Raw genomic sequence first — 21696 nt, 5'->3', positions numbered from 1 at the left:
CCGCCACCGGAGGGCGCCCGCGCTACGGCTCCGGCAGCTTCGGGCGCCTCTTGGCCAGTAGTGGTTTCAGCAGGTCACCGTGTTCCTCGACGCGTTCCAGCACCTCGTCCGCCGTAAAGACGAGGTCGTTCGGGTGGCGGCACGCGGCCACCTCGTCCCACGTGATCGGGGTCGACACCGTCGGGGACGGGCGGCCACGCAGCGAGTACGGGGCGATCGTCGTCTTGTACTGGTTGTTCTGGCTCCAGTCGATGAACACCTTCCGCGGCCGCAGGTTCTTCGCCATCCGCGCGACGACCAGCCGCGGATGCGACGCGGCCAGCGACTCCGCCACCGCCTTCGCGAACGCCGACGTCTGCTCCACCGCCGCCGTCCGGACCGGGGCGTACAGCTGCATTCCCTTCGACCCGCTCGTCTTCGCGTACGCGGACAGGCCGTGCTCCGACAGCAGCGACCGCACCAGCAGCGCCACCTCGCAGCACTCCACGATCGTCGCCGGCGGGCCGGGGTCCAGGTCGAACACCAGCAGGTCCGGCGTCCGCCGCTCGCCTCCCGGCGTCACGGTCCACTGTGGAAGGTGCAGCTCCAGCGCCGCCATGTTCGCCGACCACACCAGCGACGGCAGGTCGCCCAGCACCACGAAGTCCAGCGTCTCGTACCCGCGCGTGCTGCCCGGCGTCTCCACCCGCACCGTCCGCACCCACTCCGGCGCCCCGCGCGCGGCGTTCTTCTCGTAGAACGGCTGCCCGGTCACCCCGTCGGGCCACCGGCGCAGCGTCACGGGGCGGTCGGCCAGGTGGGGGAGCAGCACCGGCGCCACGCGGCTGTAGTAGTTGATCACCTGGCCCTTCGTGAACCCCGCGTCCGGGTACAGCACCTTGTCCAGGTTGGACAACCGCAGCCGCCGCCCCTCGACCTCGACCATGACGTTCGCCGGCCCCGGCTCGGCATCCGGCGAAGTCCCGGTCTCCGGCGGCTCGGTCTCCGAAGCCTCGGCATGCGAGGGCTCGGCATGCGAGGGCTCGGCGTCCGGCGAAGGGGAGTACGGCTCCCCGGGGTCGTCCGGCACTGCGTCCGGCGCCGCCTCCCGCTCCAGATCCGCCGGTGCCAGGTCCTCCCGCAACCCGCGCCACGACGCCGCACGCAGCCGCCCGTCCGGTGTCCAGTTCCGGAACTCCACCTCGCCGACCAACTCGGGCGAGAGCCAGTGCGCGCCCTTCGCCCGGTCCGCGGGCACGTCGGTGAACGGCGACGTCCGCTGTTCCAGCGGCTGGAGCCGCGCGGCGAGCGCGGTCAGCGCCTTGTCCGTCCAGCCCGTGCCGACCTGGCCGACGTAGCGCAGCCCCGCGTCGGTCGGCACCCCCAGCATCAGCGACCCGATCGTGCCCGACCGCCGCCCCTCGCCGGGCCGCCAGCCGCCGATCAGGACCTCGATCGTGGTCAGCTCCTTGATCTTGATCCAGTCCGGCGTGCGCCGGCCGGGGAAGTACCGCGAGGTCACCCGCTTGGCGACGACACCTTCGAGCTCCTGCTCACGGGCGGTCGCCACCAGCGCGGCACCCTCCGCGACGTACGACGGCGACGTGTTCCAGTTCGGCCCGCGCAGCTCCAGCCCGTCGAGCAGCTGCCGCCGCTCCGAGTACGGCAGGTCCATGCACGACCGCCCGTCCAGGTACAGCACGTCGAACACCAGGTACGTCACCGGCACGGCGTTCGCCAGGTTGCGCGCCTGCCGGTCGTTCTGGACGTGCATGCGCTGCTGCAGCGCGGGAAAGCTCGGCCGGCCGTTCTCCATGGCCACGATCTCGCCGTCCAGCCACACCTGCGTCGAGCCCAGCTCCTCGCCGAGCTTGCGCAGCTCCGGATAGGTGACCGTGATGTCGTTGCCCTTGCGCGAGAACAGCTGCAACCGGCCGCCCTCGACCCGGGCCAGCGCGCGCACGCCGTCCCACTTGAACTCGTACGCCCACTGCTCGTCCTCGTCGTCCGGCGGCAGCGTGCCCGGCGAGGCCAGCATCGGCTCGACGAGCTCGGGCAGTCGGGTGAAGCCGGGCTGCCGCGGTGGCTCGGAGCGGCGGACCATCCAGTCCTTGGCGTCCTTGCCGCTGCGGAAGAACGTGTACCGGCCCTTCGCCCGCTCGCCGTCGAACACGACCGCGACCTCGCGGTCGGACCACTTCAGCGTCTCGTAGTGGCCGCGGTCCCAGATGAACATGCGGCCGCCGCCGTACTCGCCCTTCGGGATCTCGCCGGAGAACGTCGCGTACTCCATCGGGTGGTCCTCGGTGTGCACGGCGAGCCGGATGTCGCCCGGCACGTCCGGCAGCCCCTTCGGCACGGCCCACGACACGAGCACGCCGTCGCGCTCGAGCCGGACGTCCCAGTGCAGGCGGGTGGCGTGGTGCTCCTGGATGACGAACGTGTCGTTGTTGCCGGTCGGCAGCGAACCCTCGGCCGGCACCGGCTCGGGGGTGCGGCCGGGGTCGCGCTTCTTCCGGTATTCGTCCAGGTCACCCATCGCGTTCCATTCTGCTGCTAGGACAGCCACGACACCTTGCCGCGCAGCAGCGCGTAGCCGACGAACGCGACGATGTCGAGCAGCGTGTGGGCGATGACGAGCGGCCAGAGCCGGTTGGTCTTCTGCCAGACCCGGCCGAAGACGAGCCCCATGACGAAGTTGCCGACGAAGCCGCCGAAGCCCTGGTACAGGTGGTACGACCCGCGCAGCGTGGCCGCCGCGACGAGCGAGCCGTTCTCCCGCCAGCCGAGCTGGCGCAGCCGCGTGATGAGGTACGCGACGACGAGGACCTCCTCGGCCCACGCGTTCGCCGCGGCGGCGACCGTGAGCGCGATCGGGCTCCACCACGTGTTGTCCAGCGTGGAGGGCAGGACGGTGAGGTTGGCGCCGAGCGCGCGGGCGAGGAAGTACAGCCCCAGCCCGGGGATGCCGATCAGCGCCGCGAGCCCGGCCCCGCCGAGCGCGTCGCGCCCCGGATGGTCGCGGTCGAGGCCGACCGCGCGCAGCCGGATGCCGGCCCGCCAGAGCAGGTAGAGCCCGAGCGCGCCCCACGCGAAGAGCTGGCCGGCGGAGAGCAGCTGGCGGAGGAAGTCGATGGCCTGCGCGGTCGCCTGCGGGACGTTGATCGCGACCTGCTGCTGGGAGAGCGGCTCGGGCTGCAGCAGCGCGTCGAGGAGGGAGAGGAGGCTGCGCAGGCCGGACATGCCGAGCGTGATCGCGAAGACGATGACCAGCTCGATGACGATCGCGCGGCGCTCGCCGGGATCGGTGATCGGCTCGGCGCGCCGCCGCGGGGCCAGCCAGGCTCTCAACTCCACAGCAAGAAGCTACCGTCTAGCCGTGCCTCGAATCGCAACGTCGGACCGGGTCGACAAGGCCGCCCTGTCCGAGTTCATCCGCCCCCGCCACCACGCCATCCTGGTCACGACCAGGACCGACGGTACCCCGCAGCTGTCGCCGGTCACCTGCGGACTGGACACCGAGAACCGCATCGTGATCTCGACCTACCCGGCCCGCGCCAAGGCCGTCAACGCCCGCCGCAACCCCCGCGCGTCGGTCTGCGTCCTCTCCGACGACTGGGACGGCGCCTGGGTCCAGGTCGACGGCACCGCGGAGGTCCTCGACCTGCCGGACGCACTCGAGCCCCTGGTCGAGTACTTCCGCGTGATCTCCGGCGAACACCCCGACTGGAACGAGTACCGCGAAGCCATGCAACGGCAAGGGAAATGTCTCATCCGCGTGACGATCGACCGCTGGGGTCCGATCGCCACCGGCGGCTTTCCACCGGAACTCGTGGGCTAATTTTCCGCACGTCCAAACGTTACAAAGTAACAATTCGGAATTCCGTCGAAATGCCCTGCCGTGGCCTGCGTATGTCCAAGGTGAAGACATCCGTACGACCACCACTGGGGAGTTCCGATGAGCGACAACAACGGCTCTGGGCGCCTCTTCGTCGACGAGTCGGCGAACGCGCTCGACATCGCCTCGCCGCTCGACGCCACGATGATCACACCGGCCGAACGTCGAGAGGTGCGCAGGCTCGGACGTGAGTTCGCGCAGCAAGCCGGCGGCACCTGGCTGATGATCAATGGACGCTTCACGTCCGGCGTGGAGTGGAGTACCGACGGCATCGTCAAGGACAGGTTGTGGCGCGCGTTCGGGTATCCGGACGAGCGCGACCGCACCCTCAACATTCTGCTGAACTCGCCGGGCGGCAGTCTCGACTCCGCCTACGCGACCGCGCTTTACCTTGCCGCGTATACGAAAGAGCTACACGTATACGTGCCGTCCCGGGCCAAGAGCGCGAGCACGCTGCTCGCGATCGCAGCGGACAAGGTGCATTTATCGGCATTCGGTGAGTTGGGTCCGCTGGACACGCAGATCCCGGATCCGCGAAATCCGGCGAACAAGGTTTCGGCGCTCGACTGCTACCAGAGCGTCGACTACGTCCGCGACTTCGGTTTCAAGACGATCACCAAGGCGCTGCCGCAGTTGGTGGAAGCCACGGAACGGCGCATCCCGGTCGCGGACTTGCTCGCCACCGCGTCGACCTTCGCCATCGGCGCGATCCAGCCGGTGCTGAGCACCATCACCGCACTGGACTTCGGTGGCTGGGGACGGAATCTGCGGATCGGTGAGCGGTACGCGAGCAAGCTGCTTCGAGCAAAGGCCAAGGACGGTGACTTCGCGCGGGCGGACCACATCGCGTATCAGCTCGTCTACGGTTACACGCATCACCCGTTCCCGATCGACCTCCACGAGGCGGAGCAGATCGGCCTCGCGGTCGAGCCGATGGACAGCAAGACGTACGAGAACGCGGCCAAGGTGCTGAACGCGTGCCGGCACAAGACGTTCATCGGGTTCATCAGCGAGGACGAGGCATCGAGGGCGGAGGATCAGCAGGGCTCCATGGTCGAGGCTCCGGTTCCCCACGACACGGTTGAGGATCACCCGATGGCGGACACCGGCAGGCCGAGGACCTTCAGTCCCGACATGGGCAGACCCAAGTGAGACCGGCCATGGCGACCATGATCGAGCGGCTGGACCGGCACCTGCGGTCGGGCTGGCCCGTGCTGGTCCTGTTGTGTGCGATCGTGCCGCTTCTGTGGATGGCGATCTCGGGTGCCATCCGGTCCGGCCTGTTCGGGCTGTCCGTGCCGCCGAACACCAACCAGGTCGGTTCGTTCCTGACGTTCATCGGCGCGACACTGGGCGCCGTGGCGACGTTGTGCGCGGCATTGCTGACGAGTGGCCACAATGCCCGCGAACGGCAGCGTCTCCGGCTGGAGACGGTGCTCCGGAGCCTGGCGTTGTTGCCGGAAGGCGCGAAGAAGTCTCGCCTCGCGGGGATTCTGTCGACCATGGTCCTGTTGGGCCAGGAACGCATCGCCCTGCGCGTGCTGCAGCCCGCGTGGGACGGCGGTCTCGTCGACGACGGAACGGCGACCTGGCTCATCGGCCAGGTGCTCGCCGGGAACCGCCCGCGTAACGGCACCGACAGCGACCAGGTCGATGACGAAGCACGCAACGAGGCGGCTGTGTTGCTGGTCGATCGGGCGGGACGACTCGCGGATCTGGAAACCGGTCGGTATTACTTTCCCGGACATTTCATGCGCACCTGGCGGACGAAGAAAGAGGTCCCGGCGCAGGCGAAACTCGACCTGCTGCACGCGATGGCGGAGATGCTCGCGTCCCGGGAGAGGGATTGGTGGTCCCCTTCGGGAGATCTGCCGGAATGGCCGACGTCCGTCCTCCTGGAATGTGTTCGGCGCGACCGGGATCCGAAGGTCAAGGCGGCGGCCGCGGTACTTCTCGACGCGCTGCGGGAATGTTTCCCGGACCAGTTCAGCCGCCGGGGTCACGAGGTGGACGACATCCAGGCGCTCGCGGCTGCCGCGCGGACCGCGGCTGCCCTGCCGGCGGTGCACTTCTCGCTCGCGGAGCGGATCAAGGTCGGCTGGCGACGGGCGATGGTCGTGAACAACTGAACCTATGGGGTCGTGAGGATCATCGGGCCGTCGTCGGTTACCGCGATCGTGTGCTCCATGTGTGCGGCGCGGCTGCCGTCCGCGGTGCGCAGCGCCCAGCCGTCCGGGTCGGTGACGAAGCGGTCCCGGCCGCCGGCCATGAACATCGGTTCGATGGCGATCGTCAGGCCCGGGCGCAGCGGCAGGCCCCGGCCCGGGCGGCCCTCGTTCGGCACGGACGGGTCCTCGTGCATCGCCCGGCCGACGCCGTGGCCGCCGAAGTTCTGCGGGATGCCGTAGCCCGCCGCGCGACCGATGCGGCCCACCGCGGCCGACACGTCGCCCAGCCGGCCGCCCGGCACGGCCGCGGCGATGCCCGCGTTGAGCGCCGCCCGCGTATCGGCGATCAGCGTGACGTCCTCCGGCCGGGGCGTGCCCACGGGGAAGCTGATCGCCGAGTCGCCGTGGAAGCCGTCCACGCACGCGCCGAAGTCGATGCTCACCAGGTCGCCGTCGCGCAGCCGGTAGTCCGACGGGATGCCGTGCACGATCACGTCGTTCACCGACGCGCAGATCACCGCCGGGAACGGCGTCGGCGCGAAGTGCGGGTGGTAGTGCTGGAACGACGACTTCGCCCCCTCGGACGCGAGCACGCCGGCCGCCACCTCGTCCAGCTCGCGCAGCGACACCCCGACCGCGGCGGTCGAGCGGACCGCTGCCAGCGCCGTCGCGACCACGCGGCCCGCCTCGCGCATGATCGCGAGCTCGGCCGGCGTCTTCAGCTCGACCATGTCCCCTCCAATAACTATCCCGGTATTGATATCACGGTATTACTATCGGAGCCATGGTGCGACCACCCCTGAGCCAGCAGGACCGCGAACGCGGCATCCGCCTCGGCGAACGTTTGCGGGCCGCTCGTGGCGGGCGCACCAGCGTCGAGGTCGCCCAGGCCGCCGGCATCTCCGTCGAGACGCTGCGCAAGATCGAGCACGGCCGGGTGCCGACGCCCGCGTTCTTCACCGTCGTCGCGATCGCCCGCGCGGTCGGCGTCCCGGTGGAGACCCTCTGCGAGGAGGCCCTACCGGCCGGCCTGTAGCGCCACGAACGGGCAGCCGACCAGCCGCCGCAGCTCCGCGGACAGGTCCTCGAGCGTGGTGATCGGCCGCTCGAACGCCAGCCGCACGTCGTGGTCGCCCTCGATCGTCTCGACGCGCAGCCGCAGCCCGTACCGGTCCAGCCCGAGCGGCCGCACGTGCCCGCCCCGCAACCAGTCCGGCAGGTGCCGTCGCAGCGTGTGGATCACGTCCGTGTGCGACAGCTCGAGGTGGCGCAGCCAGCCGGCCTCCCGGTGGCAGAACGGGTCCGCCGCGGCGGCCGCAAACGCTTCCGCCGACACCGGATGCGTCCCGTCCGCGTCCGCGATGACCATCGACAGCGGCGCCAGCCGCAGCATCGTCACGCCGTGGCCGAGGTCGAGCAGCCGCGGGTCCGGCCGCTCCTCGACGAGGTCGAGCGCGAGATCCCGGGCCTCCGCGAGGTTGACGGGCGCCAGCCGCCCGGTGATCCACAGCAGCCCGCGGACCGGCTCGCGCAGCGGTACCGGGGCGAGGTCGACGAGCTCGACCACGGTCGTCGCGGCCGCCGCCTGCTCGTCGGGCAGGAGCACGGTCACCGACCCGTCGGCGTGCACGTGATGCCAGATCGGCACGACCCGGTCGGACTGGCGTTGCGCGCCGGCCGGCGGCAAGGTGGGCAGCGGCGGCAGCAAGGTCGCCGGGCCTCGCGCGGCGATGGTCCTGGCGCGCTCACCCGGTCCGGGAACCGGCGGTCGGTCGCTCACAAGTGGTTAGGCTAGCCTAAGTTGGCCCCGAAAAGCGACACCCGAACGTCGGTAGCCTGCTCGCGTGACCGTGACCCAGTTGCTCGCCCTCGGTGGCGTCGTCCTGCTCGCCGCGATGTCGCCCGGCCCCGACTTCGTGATCGTCACCCGCAACGCGATGCTCTCCGGCCGCCGTGCGGGCATGGCGTGCGCCGCCGGCATCGCCGTGGGCGTCTTCACGTGGGCCGTCGTGACCGCGCTCGGCATCTCGGGGCTGCTGGCCGCGTCCGCGGTGGCGTTCACGGTGGTCAAGCTCGCCGGCGCGGCCTACCTCGTGCTGCTCGGCATCCGAGCCCTGCTCGCCGCCCGCCGTGGTGGTTACGAACCGCCGCCGGACTCCGGTGACCGCGCGAACCGTGGCGTGCTCGCCGCCTTCCGCCAGGGCCTGGTCACGAACCTGCTGAACCCGAAGGTGGCGGTGTTCTTCACCGCGCTGCTGCCGCAGTTCGTCCCGGCGTCGTCGACCGCGGCCGACCACCTCCTGCTCGGCGGCGTGGCCGCGACCGTGAGCCTGCTGTGGTTCGTCGTGCTGAGCAACGTCGTCAGCGTGCTGCGCCGCTTCCTCACCACGTCCCGGGTCCGCCGCACGATCGACGCCGTGACGGGCACGCTCCTCGTCGCACTGGGCCTGCGAATCGCGGTCCAGTAGGCCACTTCGGCTGGGTAGGGTCACATGCGTGGATGGCACGCAGCCGGTCTCGACCGCCTTCGTCTCCTGCGACATCGTCGGTCACTCGGCCATGCCCTCCGACGACCAGCTGCGCAACGTCGCCGCGATCAACGGCATCGTCGCCGACGCGATCGCCGCCCACGGCGACGACATCCGCTGGGCGTCCGGCGGCGACGGCGGCCACATCGTCCTGTGCGGGGCCGACTGGCCGGAGCACGCCGTGGAGCTGATCACGGCGCTGCGGCAGTGGTCGACCACCGAGCAGGTGGCGCTGCGCGTGGTGGCCCACCACGGACCGGTCTTCGACACGACCGGCGCGGACGGACGGCACCAGTTCGTCGGCGACGGGATCAACACCGCAGGCTGGATCCTCGAGCTCGGCACCCCGCACGGCGTCGTCGTCTCCGAGCAGTTCCGCGCCGCGTACCGCGCAGTCCTTCCCGGCAACGACGCGACGTTCCACGAGCAGCGGGCGCTCCAGCACAAGAACCGCACGACCTTGCAGCTGTGGCTGGCGTCTTTCGGCGACGACTTGTCGCACTGGTCCAACCCCAGCGAGGGCGACCGCGACAAGCTGGCCGTCGCACTCGCCGAGCCGGATGGGTGGGGGGTGCTCTACCACGCCAAGCGGATCATGCAGATCAACCCGGACGACGCCGAGGCCGTGGACGCCGTGCTGGAGCTCAGCCCCGTCGACCTGACCTACCGCGTCGACCAGCGCTCGATCAACCCGTTCCTCGGTCACCTGGAGCCGCCGGTCCTCCGCGAGATCGTCCAAATAGGACAGCTGGTCGAGCGCCGGTACAACGAGGTGATCTGCCGGTACCGGGACCGCGGCGAGACGATGTTCGTGATCCTCCACGGCCAGATCGGCGTGTACAAGACCGAGGGGATCGGCTCGGCAAACCCGGCGGAGCCCGGCTTCGTGATGAACGAGGGCGAGATCGTCGGCGAGCTCGCGTTCACGCTCGGGCGGCCCCGCACAGCCGACCTCATCGCGCTGACCGACACCGCGTTGCTGTCGTTCACCTGGAACGACTTCGCGAAGCTGATCAACGCGGACGGCCGCCCGCACCGGATCCGCGAGATCGTCGAGCGGTTCATCGCGGCCCGCGTGCTGGAACACGTCTGCCACAGCGTGCCGTACCTGCTCGGCAGCGAGCGCGACGGCCCGCTGGCCACCGGCCGCCGGTCCTGGCGGGAGGCGCTGAGCACGCTGGCCGCCGGCAGCCGGCTGGAGACGCTCAACCCGAGTGACCTGCGCGTCAGCCGCGAACTGCTACGCGGCGAGGGCGGTCTGTACATTCTCGCCGCGGGCCGGGTCGGCGGCGTCCAGTCCGGCGACACGCGCTTTCCCCTGCTGTGGACGGACATCCCCGGCTCACACGTGCGCACCGACCGCCAGTACTCCGTGATCGACGGCCCGGTGAAGGTCCTGCACATCGGCGCGTCCGCCATCGCGGAGCTAGAGCCGGCGAAACGCTCCGCGCTGTACAACCGCATGTCCGCCGAGCCGTGAGCGCCCCGCCCCGAGTCGACCGCCGCGACGGACACAACGCCGACACAACGCCGATACAACGCCGACCGCGCCCAGCCGCGTCAACGCCCGGCTCGTCCGGCAAAAGGAGTGGTCAGCCGGGTTCTGTGGGCAACTTCGGCATCTGTGGACGAACCGGGCCGGCTCGCCGTCGAAGGCCCGAGGCGGCTTCGCCCGGTTCAGCGGCCTGGTCCGCGCCCCGACCACGACCACGCGTACGCCGGGTCCTCGCACGCGCCCGCCGCCTCGCCGAGTGACAGCGGGCGGAACGTGTCGACCATGACCGCGGTCTCGTCGAAGTAGTCCACGCCGATCGACGCCTCGGCCGCGCCCGGCTGCGGGCCGTGCGTGAAGCCGGACGGGTGCAGCGACAGCGAGCCGAGCCCGATGCCCGAGCCCTTCCGTGCCTCGTAGTTGCCGCCGACGTAGAACATCAGCTCGTCGGAGTCCACGTTCGCGTGGTTGTACGGCACCGGGATCGACAGCGGGTGATAGTCGACCTTGCGCGGGCAGAACGAGCAGACCACGAAGTTCGGGCCCTCGAACGTCTGGTGCACGGGCGGCGGCTGGTGCACCCGCCCCGTGATCGGCTCGAAGTCGCGGATGTTGAACACCCACGGGTAGAGGCAGCCGTCCCAGCCGACGACGTCGAACGGGTGGTTGGCGTAGGTGAAGCGGGTCAGCCCCGCGCGGTGGCGCACCAGCACCGGCACGTCGGTGTCGTCGACGAGCAGCGGCTCGGCCGGCCCGCGCTGGTCCCGCTCGCAGTACGGGGCGTGCTCGAGGAACTGGCCCTTCGTGGACAGGTAGCGCTTCGGCGGGCCGACGTGCCCGGTGGCCTCGATGATGTAGAGCCGCGTCTCGCCCTGTGGGAGCACGCGGTAGGTCGTCGAGGTCGGCAGTACGACGTAGTCGCCGTCGGTCACGTCCATCGCGCCGTAGATCGTCTCGATGCGGGCCGCCCCGGTCTGCACGTAGATCAGCTCGTCGCCGGCGGCGTTGCGGTACAGCGGGCTCGGCGCGGTGGCGATGGCGAACGCGATCGTCACGTCGTTGTTGCCGAAGAGCGTGCGCCGGCCGGTCACCGCGTCGACCTCGTGCTGGCTCTCCGACTTGAGGTCCTGGGTCCGGAAGTGGCGCGGCATCAGCGGATGGTTCGGCGCCAGCTCGCCGCGGTGGTCCTCGACGACCTCGGCGTTGACGATGGCGGTCGGCAGGTGGCGGTGGTACAGCAGGGCCGAGTCGGAGGAGAAACCCTCGACCCCCATGAGCTCCTCGGCGTAGAGCCCACCCTCCGGAGAGCGGAACTGCGTGTGCCTCTTTCGGGGGATCTCCCCGATGCTGCGGTAGTAAGGCATTGCCCCCTCCGATGTGTCCGCATGTCGAACGTCTTTGTTCAGTTGCCGATACGCTACTAGCGTGTCAGCCGTGTCAAGCGCCGCACCCGTTCCCGCGTCAGGTCCTCGCGACGTTCCACCCCTGCTGGCTCGGCTCGTCGACGACGCCGCGCTGTTCCCGCCGGGCAACGCACCCATGCCCGACGCGGTGCGTCTGCACCTCGAAGGGCGGACCAGCGAGCGGGCCGACCTGGTCGGGGTGTTCCTGTGCCCCGCGTCCCGGCTGCCCGAGCTGATCACCGATCTGATCAAGATCAAGCCGCCGCGGCCGGTCGAGTTGTCGCTGGTCATCGACACCGGGCTCGGCGGTGTGCCCAAGGCGCTGTCGATCGTCGAGTCGCGGGCCGAGCTGCTCGCGCTGCGCATGGTCGAGATGCCCGCACCGTCCGATGTGGACGAAGTGTGGCTGGAGCGGGTGTCCGAGTTCGTGCCCGAGGACGTGATCCGGGTGATCGAGCCGCGGCGCGGCGGTGCCGGCTGGCTCGACGGCATCCAGCGGGTCATCGAGCACGGCAGCTGGCCGAAGATCCGCTGCGGCGGGCTGTCGAGGTCGAACTTCCCGAGCGTCGAGGAGGTCGCCGAGTTCCTGTCGGTGATCAACGCGGGCAACTCGTCGTTCAAGGCCACGGCCGGGCTGCACAACGCGGTCCGGCACGCGGACGCGGCGACCGGCTTCACCCACCACGGCTTCCTCAACCTGCTGGTGGCCACGCACCGCCTGATCGCGGGCGGCGTGGCGGACGAGTCCGTGCACGACGCGCTCGAGTCGACCGACGGCAAGGCGCTGGCCGCGGAGGCGCAGGCGCTGACCGAGCACGAGGCGCTCGCGGTGCGCGGCGTCTTCTCCTCCTACGGCTCGTGCTCGCTGGCCGACCCCATCGCCGACCTCGAAGAGCTGGGCCTGCTGTGAGCGGAGCTTGCGGAGCGAACCAGCAGACACCGGGCGACCGCGAGCGGCGGCGCCGAGCCTGCGAGGGGGCGTCGTGAGCTGGATCGACGACCCGGCGTTCGCCCGCGACCAGCCGTTCGGGCCGCAGACACTGCCCTACGGCGTGGTCGACTTCGGCGACGGCCAGCAGGTCGCGGTCCGGGTCGGCGACCACGCGCTGCCCCTGCGCCCGCTGGCCGCCGACCTCGGCGACGTCGGCAACCTGGTGACCGGCTGGACGCTGGACCAGCTGCTGGCCGCGACCCGCGCGGAGTGGAGCGAGCTGCGAGCGCGCCTGCGGGACCTGGTGACCGGCACGGGCCGACCGCACGGCGCGCAGCTGGTACCGCTCGCCGATGCGCGCGTACGGCTGCCGTTCACGGTCGGCGACTACGTGGACTTCTACTCCTCGCGCTACCACGCGGAGAACGTCGGCCGGATCATGCGGCCGGACTCCGAGCCGCTGCTCCCGAACTGGACGCACCTGCCGGTCGGCTACCACGGCCGGTCCGGCACGGTCGTCGTGTCGGGCACCGACGTGATCCGGCCGCACGGCCAGCGCCGCGGCTCGAAGGGGCCGCAGTTCGGCCCGTCGGGCCGGCTCGACATCGAGGCCGAGGTCGGCTTCGTGTGCGGGGGACCGGTGGCCCGCCGGGTACCGACGTCGAACGCGACGGAGCACATCTTCGGCGTGGTCATGCTGAACGACTGGTCCGCGCGGGACATCCAGGGCTGGGAGTACCAGCCGCTCGGCCCGTTCCTGGGCAAGTCGTTCGCCACGTCGATCTCGGCGTGGGTGACCCCGCTGGACGCGTTCGCGGCGGCGCGCGTGCCGGTGCCCGACCCGGGACATCCGCGGTTGGAGTACCTCGTCGAGGACTCGCCGTGGGGCCTGGACCTGCGGCTGGCGGTCGAGTGGAACGGCACGGTCGTGTCGCGGCCGAACTTCTCCGACATGTCGTACTCGTGCGCGCAGCAGCTGGCGCACATGACGGTCAACGGGGCGACCGTGCGGCCGGGCGACTTGTTCGCGTCGGGCACGGTCTCCGGCCCGGAGGTCGAGCAGCGCGGCTGCTTCCTGGAGCTGTCGTGGGGCGGCCGGGAGAAGATCAAGGTGGGCGACGAGACCCGGACCTTCCTCGAGGACGGCGACACGGTCGTGATCACGGCAACCGCGCCGGGCGAGGAGGGCTCGGTGGTGGGCGTCGCCGAGGTGGCGGGGACGGTCCTGCCGGCTTCGGCGGGCGACGGAGGCTGAAATGGCCGCCCGGCCGATCCGCCCGATCGTCCCGTCCACGCGCCAGACGAGCACCGCGGCCGGCCGGGAGAGCTCGCTGACGCTCGACCGTGGTCTGGCCCTGCTGCAGGCGGTGGCCGACGCCGACTCCGAGGCCCCGACGATCAGCGAACTGGCCACGGCGATCGGCGCCAGCCGCGCCGCCGTCTACCGCCTGCTGGTTCCCCTGCAGGAGCGCGGCCTCGTACGCCGGGACGGCTCCAAGGTCCGCCTGGGCCTGGGGCTCCTGCGCCTGGCCGCGAAGGTGACGCCGCAGCTCCGCCTGGCCGCGCTACCGGCCCTGCGCGAGCTCGCCGAGTCGGTGGGCGCCACGGCCCACCTGACCGTCGCCGACGGTGACGAGGCCCAGGCGATCGCGGTGATAGAGCCGTCGTGGACGACGTACCACGTGGCCTACCGCGTCGGCACGCGCCACTCGCTGGGCCGCGGCGCGGCCGGCAAGGCGATAGGCCTGCGCGACGAGACCCCCGGCTGGATAGCCACGACGGGGGAGCTGCAGCCGGGCGCGTCGGGCATCGCGGCCCCGGTGCGCGGTGTGCCCGGCCTGCGGGCGAGCGTCGGCGTGATCACGTTCCACGAACTGGACGGCGACGTGGTGGGCCCCAAGGTCCGGGCCGCCGCCACCGCGGTGGCCGACGCCCTGCGCTGACCTCAGCGCGGCCGGCGGGCGAGAACGCGCTCCAACGCACGCCGCGCGCGGTCCGCCCGCCGTGCCCGGTAGGCGATGGGGAAGTACCGCAGCCGCTCCGGCAACACGGCCATCGTCAGCGCGACGGCCCGCCCCAGCAGCCGCAACCGCCGCTCGTCCCGGGCCGTCCACGGCAGGCCGAGGATCTCGCGGGCCCGCGGCGGCAACGTCCCCACCGTGACGAAGTGCTGCACGCGTCCCGGCACGAGAGCCGCCAGCCGCCACACCGGACGCAGCCACGTCGGCAACGCGGGTGGCGGTGGCACGTGCCGGGTCGCGTCGAGGAACTCGTAGGCCGTCGGGTGCGCGACCAGCCGGTGCGCCAGCACGTCCTCGAAGCGGGAGAGGTAGTCGGCGTACGTGGGTGGGATCTCCCTCTCCGCCACGTGCAGGTTCCGCATCAGCTGCTGGATCTCCGCGTAGAACGACTCCGCGTCCGCGCGCGACAGCGGGCGCGGCGAGAAGTACCGCGCCGCCACCGTGTACGCGTACGGCGCGGTCAGCAGGACCCACGCCCATGGCCCGGACGCCAGCGCCTTGTGGGTCACGCCGTCGGCGGAGGTCGTGCGCAGCGGCGCGTGCAGGGCGCGCAACCGGTCGGCCTCCACCAGCGCCTCCGGCCCGCCGTACACCCAGGTCAGCACCGACGCGATGCTGCGCTGCGCCCGCCCGATCGCGTCCGTGCGGAACACCGAGTGCTCGCCCACCACCGCCCCGACCGACGGGTGCATCACCTGCAGCGCGAAGGCCGCGCCGGTCGTCAGCGAGAACGTGATCAGCCCGGTGTCCTCCCACAACCGGCTTCCCGGTTCGATCGGCCGTCGCATCCCCGACTCCTATCTGGTGAAGGCCGTCACCAGATTCAGCATATACTCGCCACGTGGCCCCACGCACCTACGCCGGCGAGACCGCGGACGAACGCAGGCAACGGCGCCGGGCCGCGCTCATGGACGCCGCACTCGACCTCGTCGCCGACGGCGGCTGGGACCGCGCCACCGTCCGCGCCGTCTGCACCCGCGCCCGGCTCAACGACCGCTACTTCTACGAGAGCTTCGCCGACCGCGACGCCCTGCTCCTCGCCACCTGGGACGCGACGGCCGCGGACGCGCTGAACGCCCTCCAGAAGACGATCGGCGACACGAGCCCGGACGAACGCGTCCGGGCCGTCGTCGAGTCGGTGCTCGACTTCTTCACCGCGGACCGGCGTCGCGGCGCGCTGATGTTCGAGCCGCACCCGGCCCTGCGCGCGCGCCGGCACGACATGCTCCGCATGGTGTCGGCCATCGTCGCCGACCAGGCCACCGAGATCCTCGGCGAGCGCGCCGCGGCCGCCAAGGACCGCGAGCTCGGCGCGCTCACCCTGGTCAGCGGCACGATGGAGGTCTTCGCCGGCTGGTTGCGCGGCGAGGTGGACGTGAGCCGCGATCACCTCGCCGACTTCCTCGTCGCCATCGTCAACACCACCGGCGACCTCTCCGGCGCGCTGGCGCGCGAACGCCGCTAGAAGATCGCGTGGTACGCCGCCAGCAGCGCGAACGCCCCGAACACCACGGCCGCGCCGCGCTGGATGAAGTGCGCCGGCACCCGCGCCCGCAGCTTCCGCCCGACCAGCAGGGCGATCACCGTGACGCTCATCAGTGCGAGGAACGCGCCGAGCCCCACCGCGACCGGGCTCGCGTACCTCGCCGCCACGCCGATGGCCGTCACCTGCGACGCGTCGCCCCACTCGGTGAGGAACAGCGTGCCGAACGAGATCATCGCGGCACGCGGGAACGACGTGCCGGCCCGCATCGCGGACGCGGCGGCATCGGACTCGTCGGACTCGTTGGACAGGCTCTCGCGCAGCAGGAGGATCGCGCCGACCCCGAACAGCACCGCGATGGCCCCCGCCACGATCCGCTCCGGTAGGAGGCGGATCGCGCTGCCCAGCGCCACCGCGATGACCGCCTGCAGTGCGAACGCCACCGCCGCGCCGGCCAGTACGGGCCGGCTGCGGAAGCGGCTGGCCAGCACGAGGGTCAGCGCGGTGGTCTTGTCGGGCAGCTCGAGCAGGAACACGGCGCCGTAGGCAGACGCGAACGCGAGCAGCCAGTGACCGATGTGGATGACATCCCCCTCCGGGTCTGGCCCGGACGGAGGCAGGACGACTCCGGCCGGGCATGGTCAATGCCGGCCGGAGGTCTCGTTCGCCCACTCGCGGTGGGTGAGGCACCGGACTCGCAGAGCGAGTCAGTATGTCGATGTCCTCGCCGGGTGAGGCTGAGCTCACCGCGGGAACTACTCCCCTCTGGCACATCCGATTCTACCGGCTGTGCCTCGAGGCTCGCTGGTTGTGCTGATCACAGAACCTAGGTCCCCGCCGGACAGGACCCGGGGACCTGTCCCGCCGGCCCGCCACGAGCGGACGCCGACAGGTTTCGGCGGCTGGAAGCCGGGCCGCGCTAGCGTGAAGGTGGACATGGAGCCCGACCTCGCCGCCCGTGCGCTCGGTGCGGCTACCGAGATCGCCACGGCGGCGCTGTCCGGCGACGACCCGGAAGCGGTGCTGCGCCTCGTCGTCCACCGGGCCGCCGATCTCGCCGGCGCCGACCTCGGGCTCGTCATGGCGCGCGCCGAGGACGGGTCGCTGACCGTGGAGGCCGCGCACGGCAATCCCACCGTCCCCTCGACCGAGCCGGTCGGGCTCGTGCTCTCCGCCCGCAGCGCGGCCGCCCGGGTCGCCCGCAGCGGCGTCGCGATCGTGGTCGACGACATGTGGACCGACCCGCGTACCGCCCCGTTCGCGCCCCGCGAGCTGCGCCGGTACGGACCCTTCGTCGCCACCCCGTTCGGCACCGCGCAGCGCCGGCTCGGCGCGCTGACCGTCTACCGCCTCAAGGGCGCCAAACCCTTCGAGCCCGCGGCGATCGACCTGCTCACCGCGTTCGCCGCGCAGGCGGGCCTCGTGCTCGTCCTCGCCGAGGGGGCCACCGCCCGCGCCCGGGTCGGGCTCTACGAGGAACGCGAGCGCATCGCCCGCGACCTGCACGACGTCATCGTCCAGCGGCTCTACGCCGCCGGCATGCAGCTCGACCTCCTCGCCCGGCGGCACGCGCGCAAGCTCGCCCGGGCCGACGCCAGCCGGCTCGCCGAGGCGATCGACCAGCTCGACGCCTCCATCGCCGACGTGCGCCAGGTCGTCCGCGCGCTGCGCACGCCCGACCCCGCCGACACCGGCGCCGACCTCGCCGAGTCCGTCCGCGGCGAGGTCGCGATCGCCGGGGAGCTGCTCGGCTTCGAGCCCGAGCTGCGGATCGACGGCGACCTGCGCGACGTGCCCGCCGAGCTCGCCGACCACACCCGGGCGGCACTCCGCGAAGCGCTGTCCAACGTCGTCCGGCACTCCGGCGCGCATCACGTGTCCGTCCACATCGGACGCAAAGGTCGCGACGGCGAGCTGCGGATGACCGTCGCCGACGACGGCTGCGGCATCCCGCAGGGCGTCACGCACCGCGGGCTCAAGCACCTCGCCGAACGCGCCGACCAGGCCGGCGGCCGCTGCGAGATCGACTCCTCGTCGGCCGACGGCACCACGGTGACCTGGATCGTCCCGCTGGGGTAGGGCTAGCCCCACCCCGTTTCCGCTGGTGAGCCCCAGTGTTTCCGCCGTTGACGCGGAGCAGGCTGGGTTCGTGCGACAGATGAACGAGATGAGCGCGGACGTCGTGAGGCTGACCGACGTCCGCAAGACCTATGGGGGCAAGCGGAACAGCGTGGTCGCGCTGAACGGGGTGAGCATCGGCTTCGGCCGCGCGACGTTCACCGCGGTGATGGGCCCGTCCGGCTCCGGCAAGAGCACCTTCCTGCACTGCGCGGCCGGCCTCGACCGGCCCACCGGCGGCGCGGTCGTGGTCGAGGACCAGAACCTGGCCGAACTGTCCGAAGTGGAGCTGACCCGGCTGCGCCGCGAGCGCATCGGGTTCGTGTTCCAGGCGTTCAACCTGCTGCCCGCGCTGACCGTGCAGGAGAACGTGACGCTGCCGCTGCGCCTCGCCGGCCGCCGCGCGAAGCCGGAGCTGGTGTCGCGGGTCATCGAGCAGGTCGGGCTGGCCGACCGGCGCAAGCACCTGCCGGGTGAGCTGTCCGGCGGCCAGCAGCAGCGGGTCGCGATCGCCCGGGCGCTGGTCACCCGGCCGGCGGTGATCTTCGCCGACGAGCCGACCGGCGCGCTCGACACCCGCACCGCCCGCGACGTGCTCGGCCTGCTGCGCGGCGCCGTCGACCACGCCGGCCAGACCGTCGTCATGGTCACCCACGACCCGGTCGCCGCGTCCTACGCCGACCGCGTCGTCTTCCTCGCCGACGGCAAGTTCGTCGGCCGGCTCGCGCACCCGACCGCGGAGGCCGTCGCCGAGCGGATGACCCACCTCGGCGCCTGGGCCGAGCGCGAGCCCGCCGGAGCCCGGTGATGTTGCGGATCGCCCTGCGGACGCTGCGCTTCCGTACCGGCACGTTCATTGCGACGTTCCTCGCGATGGCGTTCGGCGCCGTGATCGTGCTCGCCTGCGGCGGACTGCTCGAGACCGGCGTCCGCACCGACATGCCACCCGAGCGGCTCGCCGCCGCGCCACTCGTCGTCACCGGCAACCAGGACTACGAGCTGCCCAAACAGAACCCGGACGACCCGGAGGAGGACGCCGAGACCGGCACGCTCGCCGAGCGGGTCCGGCTCGACTCCGGCTTGCTCGACAAGATCGAGTCGGTGCCCGGCGTGGCGTCGGCCGTCGGCGACCTGACCTTCCCGGCGACGGTCGGCGCGACGACCGTGAACGGCCACGGCTGGTCCTCCGCCGCGCTGACGCCGACCCGGCTCACCGCCGGCCACGAGCCCGGACCTGGTCAGGTCGTGTTCGGACCCGGTCACCGGCTCGGCGAACGAGTCACGATCGTCGCCGGCGCGCAGCCGCGGACCTTCACCGTCGCCGGGCTGAGCGCCTCGCCCGATGTGTTCTTCGCCGACCCGGACGCCACCCGGCTCGCCGGGCACCCCGGCCGCGTCGACGCGATCGGCGTGCTGACCAAGCCAGGGGCGGACCTCGGCCGGGTCGAGCAGGGCGTCGGCCAAGCGGTCCGCGGCGCCCCTGCCGTGGTGCTGACCGGCGACGACCGGGGCGTAGCCGAGCACGTCGAGGCCGGGAAGGCGAGCGAGAACCTGATCATCCTCGCCTCGGTGTTCGGCGGGCTCGCGATCAGCGTCGCGCTGTTCGTCGTCGCGACGACGCTCGGGCTGTCGGTCCAGCAGCGGCAGCGCGAGCTCGCCCTGCTGCGCGCGATCGGCTCGACGCCCGGCCAGCTGCGCCGGATGGTCATCGGCGAGTCCGTCGCGATGTCCGTCTTCGCCACGGCGCTCGGCTGCCTGCTCGGTGTCCCGTTCGGACAGTGGCTGTTCGGCCGGCTCGCCGCCGCGGGCATGGTCCCCGAGCAGCTGGTGTTCCGCGCCGGCTGGATCCCGATGCTCGTCGCCGTCGGGTCCTCGCTGCTGATCTCTCTCGTCGCCGCGTTCGTGGCCGCACGGCGCGCGGCCCGCACCCGGCCGACCGAGGCGCTCGCCGACGCCGCCGTCCAGCGGCGCTGGCTGTCCGCGATCAGGCTGATCCTCGCGGTGCTGTGCTTCGGCGGTGGGATCGCGCTGTTCATCGTGACGATCGCGGTGATGACCGGGCCGATCGCGGCCAGCACGGCCGGTCCTTCGGTGCTGCTGTGGGCGATCGGGCTCGCGCTGATCGCGCCCGGCATCACCCGCGTCATGGTCGGCGTGCTGCGCTGGCCGGTCCGCGCGGTGTCCGGCACGGCCGGATACCTCGCGACGCTCAACGCGCGCAGCCGGACCGTGCGGATGGCCGCCGTGGTCACTCCGATCATGCTGGCCACCGGCATCGCCACGGCGAACATCTACCTGCAGACCACGCAGGTCGCCGTCGCCAACCAGGCGTACGCGGAGAACCTCCGGGCCGACCTCGTGCTGACCTCCTCGACAGGCGGTGTCCCGGCCACGTTCGTCGACCAGGTCCGGCACGTGCCCGGGGTGGCCGCGGCGTCCGGGTTCGCCAGCACCACCGGGTACGTGGCGGCGCCGTACGACGGCTCGCAGAGCGAGGACGGCTGGCTGATCCAGGGCGTCAGCGCCGACGGCGCCGCCGAGACCACCGCGGTGAAACTGACGGCCGGCCGGCTCGCCGACCTGCGCGGCGACTCCGTGGTCCTGCCCGCCGCGCACGCGAAGACGCTGGGCCGCGGCGTCGGCGACACGATCACCATGAAGATGGGCGACGGCGCCACGGTCGACGTGCGCATCGTCGGGCTCTACCCGGGCCGCGAAGGCTTCGAGACCCTGCTGATGCCCGCCGACCTCGTCGCCGCGCACACCACCGCCGGCCTTCCGACACAGGTCATGGTGCGCGCCGCACCGGGCGTGTCCACCGACGCGCTCGCCGCCGAGCTCACGAAGCTCCTCGCGGGCCGGCCCGGCGTGGTCGTCGCCGACCGCGACGTGCTCACCGCGGCGTATGCCAAGGACCAGGAGATCGGCGCCTGGATCAACTACCTGATGGCCGGCATGATCGTCGCCTACACGGCGATCTCCGTGGTCAACAGTCAGGTCATGGCCACCTCCGCACGGCGGCGGGAGTTCGGCCTGCAACGGCTGACCGGCTCCACCCGCGGCCAGGTGGTGCGGATGATGTTCGTCGAAGCCGGGCTCGTCTCGGTCATCGGCATCGTCCTCGGCACGATCGTCTCCACCACCACGCTGGTCCCCTTCACGCTCGTCACGGACGGCTCGCTGCTCCCGCACGGCCCGGCCTGGCTGTACCTGGGCGTGATCGGCACCGCGGCCGCGCTGACCGTCGTGTCCACGCTCCTGACCACCTGGGTCACGTTGCGCCCCCGCCCGGCGGAGGCAGCTGTCGCACCGGCGTGATCCCAGGGAGGCCGGGGTGCCGCGGAGTCCCGCCCGCGGCACCCCGGCCGAGGCGCCGCTGAACCCCGGATCTCCGGCCGGGCAGCCGGCCACACGGCTGGCGCACCGGCGGCCGCGCCGCGCGCCACGTCGACGAAGTCAAGGCACGTCATGCGTTGTGGACAACGAATCCGATTGAACGGTCCATTCAATCGGCCCAGGGGCCCCCGATTTCCACGCTAGCAATGAGGTCTGACATTTTTCGCCGCCAGTCGGTGCCTCAAAGAACAGCCATCGCCGGGCATGTGCGACTCGGCGACGGGCCTGTGTCCAGCCCTGATCAGGTCAGGGGTCGCTGTTCTCCAGGACGTGACGTAC

General features: G+C 71.7%; 20 protein-coding genes. 13 read left to right on the top strand and 7 right to left on the bottom strand.

Features of this window, described 5'->3' with window-relative positions:
• Positions 1 to 22: 22 nt before the first annotated feature.
• Together ligD and VH969_RS34135 are read right to left on the bottom strand one after the other, a co-directional pair.
• Complete coding sequence (gene ligD / locus VH969_RS34140) at positions 23 to 2518, bottom strand: DNA ligase D (RefSeq protein WP_331982351.1); 2496 nt, start codon at positions 2516 to 2518, stop codon at positions 23 to 25.
• Between the two features lie 17 nt (positions 2519 to 2535).
• Positions 2536 to 3336 carry a CPBP family intramembrane glutamic endopeptidase gene (locus tag VH969_RS34135; RefSeq protein ID WP_331982348.1) on the bottom strand — a complete coding sequence of 267 codons (801 nt, stop codon included), beginning with the start codon at positions 3334 to 3336 and terminating at the stop codon, positions 2536 to 2538.
• A gap of 22 nt (positions 3337 to 3358) precedes the next feature.
• Between VH969_RS34135 and VH969_RS34130 the strand changes: the two genes are divergently transcribed.
• The 3 genes from VH969_RS34130 (at position 3359) to VH969_RS34120 (ending at position 6006) form a co-directional block, all read left to right on the top strand.
• Complete coding sequence (locus VH969_RS34130; protein WP_331982345.1) at positions 3359 to 3820, top strand: PPOX class F420-dependent oxidoreductase; 462 nt, start codon at positions 3359 to 3361, stop codon at positions 3818 to 3820.
• 201 nt (positions 3821 to 4021) lie between these two features.
• Positions 4022 to 5029: an SDH family Clp fold serine proteinase gene (locus VH969_RS34125; protein ID WP_331982342.1), complete on the top strand. Its 1008-nt coding sequence runs from the start codon at positions 4022 to 4024 to the stop codon at positions 5027 to 5029.
• Between the two features lie 17 nt (positions 5030 to 5046).
• Entirely contained in the window at positions 5047 to 6006 is a 960-nt protein-coding gene (locus tag VH969_RS34120; RefSeq protein WP_331982339.1) for a hypothetical protein, read from the top strand.
• A gap of 2 nt (positions 6007 to 6008) precedes the next feature.
• Here VH969_RS34120 and map read toward each other — a convergent pair whose 3' ends face one another.
• On the bottom strand, positions 6009 to 6776 hold the full coding sequence (gene map, locus VH969_RS34115; RefSeq protein ID WP_331982336.1) for a type I methionyl aminopeptidase: 768 nt from the start codon (positions 6774 to 6776) through the stop codon (positions 6009 to 6011).
• A gap of 53 nt (positions 6777 to 6829) precedes the next feature.
• Here map and VH969_RS34110 point away from each other — a divergent pair, with 53 nt between their 5' ends.
• A complete protein-coding gene (locus VH969_RS34110) occupies positions 6830 to 7081 on the top strand; it encodes a helix-turn-helix domain-containing protein (protein WP_331982333.1) in 252 nt (83 codons plus the stop codon).
• Here the strand turns inward: VH969_RS34110 and VH969_RS34105 are convergent.
• Complete coding sequence (locus VH969_RS34105) at positions 7064 to 7825, bottom strand: DUF2470 domain-containing protein (protein ID WP_331982330.1); 762 nt, start codon at positions 7823 to 7825, stop codon at positions 7064 to 7066. The genes VH969_RS34110 and VH969_RS34105 overlap by 18 nt on opposite strands.
• 64 nt (positions 7826 to 7889) lie before the next feature.
• Here VH969_RS34105 and VH969_RS34100 point away from each other — a divergent pair, with 64 nt between their 5' ends.
• Together VH969_RS34100 and VH969_RS34095 are read left to right on the top strand one after the other, a co-directional pair.
• Positions 7890 to 8513, top strand: coding sequence for a LysE family translocator (locus VH969_RS34100; protein WP_331982327.1), 624 nt, complete (start codon positions 7890 to 7892; stop codon positions 8511 to 8513).
• A gap of 28 nt (positions 8514 to 8541) precedes the next feature.
• Positions 8542 to 10053 carry a cyclic nucleotide-binding domain-containing protein gene (locus VH969_RS34095; RefSeq protein WP_331982324.1) on the top strand — a complete coding sequence of 504 codons (1512 nt, stop codon included), beginning with the start codon at positions 8542 to 8544 and terminating at the stop codon, positions 10051 to 10053.
• A gap of 197 nt (positions 10054 to 10250) precedes the next feature.
• Here VH969_RS34095 and VH969_RS34090 read toward each other — a convergent pair whose 3' ends face one another.
• The gene (locus VH969_RS34090; RefSeq protein ID WP_331982321.1) at positions 10251 to 11429 is read right to left on the bottom strand and encodes a homogentisate 1,2-dioxygenase; all 1179 of its coding nucleotides are present in this window, start codon (positions 11427 to 11429) and stop codon (positions 10251 to 10253) included.
• Positions 11430 to 11499: 70 nt separating this feature from the next.
• Between VH969_RS34090 and VH969_RS34085 the strand changes: the two genes are divergently transcribed.
• From VH969_RS34085 to VH969_RS34075, 3 genes are all read left to right on the top strand, one after another.
• Positions 11500 to 12378 carry a hypothetical protein gene (locus tag VH969_RS34085; RefSeq protein ID WP_331982399.1) on the top strand — a complete coding sequence of 293 codons (879 nt, stop codon included), beginning with the start codon at positions 11500 to 11502 and terminating at the stop codon, positions 12376 to 12378.
• Positions 12379 to 12451: 73 nt separating this feature from the next.
• Positions 12452 to 13654 (top strand): fumarylacetoacetase, encoded by a 1203-nt coding sequence (gene fahA, locus VH969_RS34080; RefSeq protein WP_331982318.1) that lies wholly within the window; start codon positions 12452 to 12454, stop codon positions 13652 to 13654.
• A gap of 1 nt (position 13655) precedes the next feature.
• Complete coding sequence (locus tag VH969_RS34075) at positions 13656 to 14342, top strand: helix-turn-helix domain-containing protein (protein WP_331982315.1); 687 nt, start codon at positions 13656 to 13658, stop codon at positions 14340 to 14342.
• A gap of 2 nt (positions 14343 to 14344) precedes the next feature.
• On the opposite strand, the gene VH969_RS34070 is transcribed toward VH969_RS34075, so the two are convergent.
• Complete coding sequence (locus tag VH969_RS34070) at positions 14345 to 15208, bottom strand: oxygenase MpaB family protein (protein ID WP_331982312.1); 864 nt, start codon at positions 15206 to 15208, stop codon at positions 14345 to 14347.
• Positions 15209 to 15261: 53 nt separating this feature from the next.
• Here VH969_RS34070 and VH969_RS34065 point away from each other — a divergent pair, with 53 nt between their 5' ends.
• A complete protein-coding gene (locus VH969_RS34065) occupies positions 15262 to 15885 on the top strand; it encodes a TetR/AcrR family transcriptional regulator (RefSeq protein WP_331982309.1) in 624 nt (207 codons plus the stop codon).
• Here VH969_RS34065 and VH969_RS34060 read toward each other — a convergent pair.
• Positions 15882 to 16469, bottom strand: coding sequence for a TMEM165/GDT1 family protein (locus VH969_RS34060; RefSeq protein WP_527249176.1), 588 nt, complete (start codon positions 16467 to 16469; stop codon positions 15882 to 15884). The two genes, VH969_RS34065 and VH969_RS34060, sit on opposite strands and share 4 nt — an antisense overlap.
• A 370-nt stretch (positions 16470 to 16839) precedes the next feature.
• Here VH969_RS34060 and VH969_RS34055 point away from each other — a divergent pair, with 370 nt between their 5' ends.
• From VH969_RS34055 to VH969_RS34045, 3 genes are all read left to right on the top strand, one after another.
• Positions 16840 to 17982 carry a GAF domain-containing sensor histidine kinase gene (locus tag VH969_RS34055; protein ID WP_331982303.1) on the top strand — a complete coding sequence of 381 codons (1143 nt, stop codon included), beginning with the start codon at positions 16840 to 16842 and terminating at the stop codon, positions 17980 to 17982.
• Between the two features lie 79 nt (positions 17983 to 18061).
• On the top strand, positions 18062 to 18829 hold the full coding sequence (locus VH969_RS34050) for an ABC transporter ATP-binding protein (RefSeq protein WP_331982396.1): 768 nt from the start codon (positions 18062 to 18064) through the stop codon (positions 18827 to 18829).
• Positions 18829 to 21339 carry an FtsX-like permease family protein gene (locus tag VH969_RS34045; protein WP_331982300.1) on the top strand — a complete coding sequence of 837 codons (2511 nt, stop codon included), beginning with the start codon at positions 18829 to 18831 and terminating at the stop codon, positions 21337 to 21339. Before VH969_RS34050 ends, VH969_RS34045 begins: the two co-directional genes overlap by 1 nt.
• Positions 21340 to 21696 lie beyond the last annotated feature (357 nt).

The sequence above is a fragment of the Actinophytocola sp. genome (assembly GCF_036555685.1).
GTDB lineage: Bacteria > Actinomycetota > Actinomycetes > Mycobacteriales > Pseudonocardiaceae > Actinophytocola.
This window is presented reverse-complemented; position numbering and strand designations above follow the sequence as displayed.

What these genes read in the sequence shown, in the direction of transcription:
- VH969_RS34070 (WP_331982312.1), bottom strand. Translation starts at nt 15,208, where the DNA reads ATGCGACGGCCGATCGAACCGGGAAGCCGGTTGTGGGAGGACACCGGG.
- VH969_RS34125 (WP_331982342.1), top strand. Translation starts at nt 4,022, where the DNA reads ATGATCACACCGGCCGAACGTCGAGAGGTGCGCAGGCTCGGACGTGAG.
- VH969_RS34050 (WP_331982396.1), top strand. Translation starts at nt 18,062, where the DNA reads ATGAACGAGATGAGCGCGGACGTCGTGAGGCTGACCGACGTCCGCAAG.
- ligD (WP_331982351.1), bottom strand. Translation starts at nt 2,518, where the DNA reads ATGGGTGACCTGGACGAATACCGGAAGAAGCGCGACCCCGGCCGCACC.
- map (WP_331982336.1), bottom strand. Translation starts at nt 6,776, where the DNA reads ATGGTCGAGCTGAAGACGCCGGCCGAGCTCGCGATCATGCGCGAGGCG.
- VH969_RS34110 (WP_331982333.1), top strand. Translation starts at nt 6,830, where the DNA reads ATGGTGCGACCACCCCTGAGCCAGCAGGACCGCGAACGCGGCATCCGC.
- VH969_RS34120 (WP_331982339.1), top strand. Translation starts at nt 5,047, where the DNA reads ATGATCGAGCGGCTGGACCGGCACCTGCGGTCGGGCTGGCCCGTGCTG.
- VH969_RS34075 (WP_331982315.1), top strand. Translation starts at nt 13,656, where the DNA reads ATGGCCGCCCGGCCGATCCGCCCGATCGTCCCGTCCACGCGCCAGACG.
- VH969_RS34090 (WP_331982321.1), bottom strand. Translation starts at nt 11,429, where the DNA reads ATGCCTTACTACCGCAGCATCGGGGAGATCCCCCGAAAGAGGCACACG.
- VH969_RS34055 (WP_331982303.1), top strand. Translation starts at nt 16,840, where the DNA reads ATGGAGCCCGACCTCGCCGCCCGTGCGCTCGGTGCGGCTACCGAGATC.
- VH969_RS34045 (WP_331982300.1), top strand. Translation starts at nt 18,829, where the DNA reads ATGTTGCGGATCGCCCTGCGGACGCTGCGCTTCCGTACCGGCACGTTC.